This is a genomic window from Lactobacillus sp. UMNPBX4 (assembly GCF_002554115.1).
Classification (GTDB): domain Bacteria; phylum Bacillota; class Bacilli; order Lactobacillales; family Lactobacillaceae; genus Lactobacillus; species Lactobacillus gallinarum.
On sequence record NZ_PCZF01000105.1, the window covers coordinates 1 to 1691 of the forward strand.

Genomic DNA, 1691 nt, shown 5'->3' on the forward strand with positions numbered 1-1691 from the left:
TTAGAATAGCTGAAAAAAGAGGACTAAGAAAGATACTCGGTTATCTGACGCTTACCAAATAAGCTTCTAGTGCCTCCGAGTTTAAGCTCTCCTCGTTAGGCAGCTTTTGAAGCAGGTAATTTAAATATTTTTCTGGATCTAGTCCATGTCTTTTGGCTGTTTCAATCAAGCTCAAAATGATGTCGCTCGTCTGTGCACCGGCAAAACTTTGCGAGAACAGCCAGTTCTTGCGTCCCATCACCAGCGACTTGACAGCACGTTCGGCCATAGTTCCAAACGGCCATCGAGCAATACATGTTCAAAGGTTTCTTGATGTTTTAAGGCATAATTGATTGCACGGCCGAGTTTGGAGCCGGGCAATACAGAAATCTCCTGCCGCCTGCACCAGTCAAAGAGGTCTTCCATTAGCGGCTTTAACTGTTCCTGTCGGGTTTGATATCGTTCTTCGCTGCTTAAATGTTCCCATTCTTTTTCTAGACGGAACATTCGCATGCCGTATTTCCAATCCTGTTTGGCAATTGATTTATCAGAGGCATTTTGCGGTACCGCTTCAAAGAACTTTCTTCTCGCATGGGCCCAGCAGCCAACTAGGGTAGCTTCAGGTAATCGCTGGTAAGCCTGCCACATGTCGCAATGCAAGAAGCCGGCGTAAGCGCCTAAGAAGTCAAGCGCTACTTGACCGCTGCGATGCGGATTATGATGATAAAGCGTAATGCCATGTTTATCATGCCTGCCGGAAAGGAAAACCCAGTAATAGGTTTTAGCTGTTTCGCTTTCTAAGACCCTATAGTAAGTTTCATCGGCATGCAAAACAGGTTGGGTTAACAGCTTTGTTTTAAGCAGGTCATACATTGGCTTAAAGTAGTACTCTGTACTCTTTAGCCCCCAGTTGTTTAAGTGTTGGCGTGAAATATTCAGTCCCATTTTCCGCCAATAGCTTTCCTGGCGATAGTCCGGGACTTTCATTTCATACTTTTGATATAGGTTTGATTGCAAAACCTTTCATTAACCAGTCGACCTGCTCAGAAGAGAGGGCCTGGACCTCGTTTTGATTCTGCGGCCAGCTCATCTTGCCGTTTTCAAAGCGTTTATACAATAGCCAATATCCTTGGCCGTCCCAATACAGGGCTTTAAAACGGTCTTTTCTGCCGCCGCAAAAGAGAAAGACCTGGCCCTGAAAAGGATCAAGTTGAAACTGTTCCTTTATTAGGCAAGCCAGCCCATCAAAGCCTTTGCGCAGGTCGGTTTTGCCGCAAACAAGATAGACTTGGCCCAAGTCACAAAGATTAATCATGATAAGACCTTTTCCAAAAGTTTATCCATCAATTCGGGATCTATACTACTGTAGAAGTCTAGCTCTAGATCATTCTTCTTTAAACAAAGCAACAGATTATTCCGCGGTGAACGAGACCTTTGGGGTCTTTGCGGCTGTTTGAGCGCTACAATCGGATGTTGTTTTTCGGACATATTATTAACCTCCATTAATTTGATAAATTAATCATAGCCGAAGAAGGTGAAGAGGTTAATACACTCTGTTATTTGACGCTTACGAAGTAGTAACTCTTGGTATTGAATACTATTAATCGATTTAGATTAGTTTGAAGATTATTTGGTTCATAAAAAGTAATATCTTTTGAAGTGTCTGGGAAAAAACTAATTCTCAGACAGGAAAAAAGAACGATGATTTCCTA

3 protein-coding genes and 1 pseudogene are annotated in these 1691 nt (G+C 42.8%); all 4 read right to left on the reverse strand.

Going from position 1 to position 1691, the window contains the following annotated elements; genetic code table 11:
- Positions 1 to 40: 40 nt before the first annotated feature.
- A complete protein-coding gene (locus tag CP355_RS10765; protein ID WP_304441180.1) occupies positions 41 to 238 on the reverse strand; it encodes a transposase domain-containing protein in 198 nt (65 codons plus the stop codon).
- A 12-nt stretch (positions 239 to 250) separates the two neighbouring features.
- A pseudogene (locus CP355_RS09870) lies at positions 251 to 966 on the reverse strand (IS66 family transposase); the annotation flags it as partial.
- A gap of 1 nt (position 967) precedes the next feature.
- Positions 968 to 1294, reverse strand: coding sequence for an IS66 family insertion sequence element accessory protein TnpB (gene tnpB, locus CP355_RS09875; protein ID WP_233187040.1), 327 nt, complete (start codon positions 1292 to 1294; stop codon positions 968 to 970).
- A complete protein-coding gene (locus CP355_RS10425) occupies positions 1291 to 1467 on the reverse strand; it encodes a hypothetical protein (protein WP_199161222.1) in 177 nt (58 codons plus the stop codon). The genes tnpB and CP355_RS10425 overlap by 4 nt, the downstream gene beginning before the upstream one ends.
- Positions 1468 to 1691 lie beyond the last annotated feature (224 nt).

What these genes read in the sequence shown, in the direction of transcription:
- CP355_RS10425 (WP_199161222.1), bottom strand. Translation starts at nt 1,467, where the DNA reads ATGTCCGAAAAACAACATCCGATTGTAGCGCTCAAACAGCCGCAAAGA.
- CP355_RS10765 (WP_304441180.1), bottom strand. Translation starts at nt 238, where the DNA reads ATGGGACGCAAGAACTGGCTGTTCTCGCAAAGTTTTGCCGGTGCACAG.
- tnpB (WP_233187040.1), bottom strand. Translation starts at nt 1,294, where the DNA reads ATGATTAATCTTTGTGACTTGGGCCAAGTCTATCTTGTTTGCGGCAAA.